We start from the raw sequence: 2,442 nt of genomic DNA, 5'->3' as shown, positions 1-2,442 counted from the left end.
CACGACCGCACCCTTCACCGCCGTCAGTGTTGCGATGCCCATACCCAGCACAATGGTGTTCGCGTTGCGCACATCGATCGTTTTGTCGATGCCGTACACTCCCGGCGTGAAGAGAAGATTCTTGCCGCGCTTCAGTTGCTTATTGATGGTCTGCACCGAATCGCCCGGCTTGGCCAGGTAGAACTGAGACAGTGGGATGCTGCGGCCCGGTGTCGGCCCGTTCTCCCACGACGTGCCACTGGAGTTGGTGTCCGGGTCGGGTACGAACACGTTATACCGACCGTCAGAATCGACGTAGAGGTAGGGCTTTTCTTTACTCGCCGGGGTCTTCTCCACTGTCGTATACGGACCGCACACCTTAGTGACTGCGGGGAAGCACTCCGCTGGCGCGCCGTCCACACCCGAGAACGTCTGATTCCAGACCCCGTTCGACCAGTTACCGATGCTGCTGTTGCGCACGATGTATTGCTGTTGTGAACCGTTGATAACGGGGCCCGTTTTCGAATCGGCTAGGAATCCGCCACTGGCAAACTGCGGACCGTCAGTGCAGTAATCCATCAAGGAAAGATTTCCGCCTGTGACGTTAACCCGGCGCACCGGCGAGGCCTGCGAGGCAGCCCAGAAGTTCGCGGAGGCTCGACACCCGTCACCGCCCGTAACGTTGATCGTGAGGTTTGACATCGCGCGCCAGAAGTTGTCCAACGCGAAGCAGCCCGTCTCTGGCCTGCAACGGTTGTAGACGTCGACGTGGCCGTTAATGGTGACGTCGGTCGGGTTGAGGCCCAACCCGGCAACCTCCGTGTAGTACCCCACCTGGATCATGAGCGGGTTCTCAGCAGTGCCATAGCTGCCGGGCTTGAAGAGCAGCGCGTACCTGTTCGTGCCCATCTCGTCGTTGAGCTGTCGGTCTCGGATCGTGTCAACTTCGGCCTGGATCTGGCTGGTGGGCATGCTCGGGTCGAAGATCCTCACATTCGGCCCGAAATCGGGTTGGCCAGAGCCTGGCGTGGTGGCGAAGGCTTCGGAGGTGCCAGTGAGCGGCAATCCGACAACCAGCGCGGTGGTCATCACCGCGGCCAACAGTGGGCGTAGGCGAATTCGGCGATGTTCGGGAGTTGCATCCGTCAGCGACATTGCTGGCCTGCTTTCGGTAACTTGGCGCCGTTCGCGGCGCACACTGGCTCGGGAGCGCTCTCATTTTTAGACTAGTGACACCCCTCATCAGCGTCAACTGGCGGGCCTCACACCACCTCGGGATTCGCGGCTTGTGACGACAGCCCTCTACTGCGGCACCGCAACCACGCACGACACAGACGTTTGTTCGACGCATTCCACCTGCTGCAGGGAATCCTTGTCGAAAAACACGATCAGTGAACTGTCCTGATTGGCGACACACAGTCGGGACCCCAGGAGCTCAAGGTCTCGTGGCCCATCTCCCCCGCACGAAGACTCTTCCCATCGAATGTCGTCGGTCGCCGATTCATGAAACTCAACTTTCATTATCGAGTTTGTGACCCTGTTAGCGACGAATACATATCGGCCATCACTCACGATGCCACTCGGCAGAGCTTTCATGGACTGACGACTAGAGGGAACGCGGGTGCGCCAATGCTCCTCCTGGGGCCCCGGTTCAAGCACTGCGACCTCCGCGCGGAGTTCCCCGAGAACTACGAGCGATTCGTCGTCACGGACAACCAGGTGACGCGGCCCAAAGCCAGCAGGAGCAGCGTACGAGCGGATCACACCTCCCTCCGGGGAGAGCAGATGGACCGCGTCACTGCCCAGATCGGTGACCAACAGATTCTCGCCGACGAATGTCGCCTGATGGGGATGCGCGCTCCGTTGACGAATTCGATCAGGACCGCATCCACTGAACTTTGTTGTCCACAGGCGCCTCCCTAAATCCCCTCGCTCGTCCAACTCGAACACGCTCACGTTGCCACCGTCGTAGTTACTCACCGCCGCCCGAGTTCCTGCAGAATTTACCGTGACGTGGCAGGGAGAGGCGCCGTGCGTCGGAAGAGTAGAGAGTAGTTTCAGTCTTCCGGGAGTCGAGAAGTCGATGGCGCACACGGTACCGCGCTCCACCTCAGAAACGACATAGACAATCCTCAGCCAGGGGTGAACAGCCAGATAAGACGGGCTCACCATTCGAAGTCGCGCGGTAACGGCCCAACCCGCGGGAGTTTCCCATTGCCAAAGACACACCTCCGATGTGGTTCCGTTCCGGTTGTCGGAGCCGGCGAGCATCTCAATCACCGTTCGTAGCAGAGCAGAGTGGTTCGATCATGATCATCGGCAATGATCGCTGCTCCCGTCATACCGTGTGAGCCTGAAGGGGTTGAGAAAGAGGGCCACGGCTGCCATAACGCCAGCGAATCTGGTCGTGGGGCCTTCATCGACTCACCCACTCTGCGTCGTTCGCGATTTCGATATCGCTCC

General features: G+C 59.7%; 1 protein-coding gene and 1 pseudogene. Both read right to left on the bottom strand.

Annotated elements, in window-relative coordinates; genetic code table 11:
* Positions 1 to 1,134, bottom strand: a pseudogene (locus RMN95_RS08240) (adenylyl cyclase); the annotation flags it as partial.
* A 147-nt stretch (positions 1,135 to 1,281) separates the two neighbouring features.
* Positions 1,282 to 2,151, bottom strand: coding sequence for a lactonase family protein (locus tag RMN95_RS17145; RefSeq protein ID WP_397545269.1), 870 nt, complete (start codon positions 2,149 to 2,151; stop codon positions 1,282 to 1,284).
* Between the last annotated feature and the right edge of the window lie 291 nt (positions 2,152 to 2,442).

The sequence above is a fragment of the Salinibacterium sp. genome, from assembly GCF_031364185.1.
Taxonomy (GTDB): Bacteria; Actinomycetota; Actinomycetes; order Actinomycetales; family Microbacteriaceae; genus Rhodoglobus.
This window is presented reverse-complemented; position numbering and strand designations above follow the sequence as displayed.